Annotated in this window: 2 protein-coding genes and 1 other annotated feature; both genes read right to left on the bottom strand. The window is 67.1% G+C overall.

Features of this window, described 5'->3' with window-relative positions:
- Positions 1 to 618 (bottom strand): IS3 family transposase (locus tag IXW69_RS11370; RefSeq protein WP_228525383.1); only part of this gene is annotated, 618 nt, incomplete at its 3' end.
- Positions 556 to 657: a sequence feature (AL1L pseudoknot), on the bottom strand. (Overlaps the previous gene by 63 nt.)
- The gene (locus tag IXW69_RS11375; RefSeq protein ID WP_194786444.1) at positions 615 to 935 is read right to left on the bottom strand and encodes a transposase; all 321 of its coding nucleotides are present in this window, start codon (positions 933 to 935) and stop codon (positions 615 to 617) included. It overlaps the preceding feature by 43 nt. The genes IXW69_RS11370 and IXW69_RS11375, both read right to left, overlap by 4 nt.
- Between the last annotated feature and the right edge of the window lie 51 nt (positions 936 to 986).

Raw genomic sequence — 986 nt, forward strand, 5'->3', positions numbered from 1 at the left:
CTGGGCGCCTCTGTCGCTGTGGTGGATCAGGCCCTGATCGCCGCGGCTGGCGCCCGTGCACACCAGCGCGTGCTCGAGGGCGAGCAGCGGCAACCCCGCAGTGTGGAGGCTGCCCGAGACGGCCCATCCCACGATCCTGCGGGTGCACACGTCGGTGATGAACGCGGTGTAGCAGAACCCCGCCAGGGTCCGCACGTAGGTGATGTCCGCTACCCACAGCTGGTGGGGGCGATCGGCGATGAACTTGCGTTCCACCAGGTCAGGGCGATCATCCGGCACGCCGGCATGGCGTGTGGTCACCGGCGTGCGTCCGCGGCGCACACCATGAACGCCCGCGATCCGCATGAGCCGGGCGACCTGGTCCCTCCCGACGTCCCAGCCGGCACGGCGCATCGCCTGGTGCATCTTGCGCACCCCGTACACGGAGTAGTTCTCCGCATGGATCCGCCGGACCTCCTCCACGAGGACCTCGTCTCGCACGGTGCGCGCGCAGACCGGCCGTGCCTTCGCGGCGCGATAGCCGCGAGAGGTGATGAACCCACATTCCGTAGCACCCAGGGTGCGGCAGATGCGCTCGACCCCGAACTGATCGCGGTGCATGTCGATGAACCGGATCATCTCGTCGTGGGGCGGTCGAGCTCCGCTGCGAAAAAAGCCGAGGCCTTGCGCAGGATCTCATTGGCACGCCGCAGCTCCAGATTCTCCCTGCGCAGCCGCCGCATCTCGTCTGACTCCTGGGAAGTCACCCCAGGAGCCTGACCACGATCGATGCGGTTCTGCTTCCACCAGTTGCGCAACGTATGGGGCGAGACACCGCCCAGTGCCTCACCCACGGCGGTGCAGGCGACCCAGCCCGAGCACTGCTCGGCCTGGACGCGTTCTTCGATGAGCTGCAGGGCGCGCGCCTTGAACTCGGGCGTGTACTTCTGGGGCATGATCCGATCCTCCTTGAGATAACAGGTCGGAACGAAACCCAGGGCGCTTCA

Source organism: Actinomyces haliotis (genome assembly GCF_015355765.1).
GTDB lineage: Bacteria > Actinomycetota > Actinomycetes > Actinomycetales > Actinomycetaceae > Actinomyces > Actinomyces haliotis.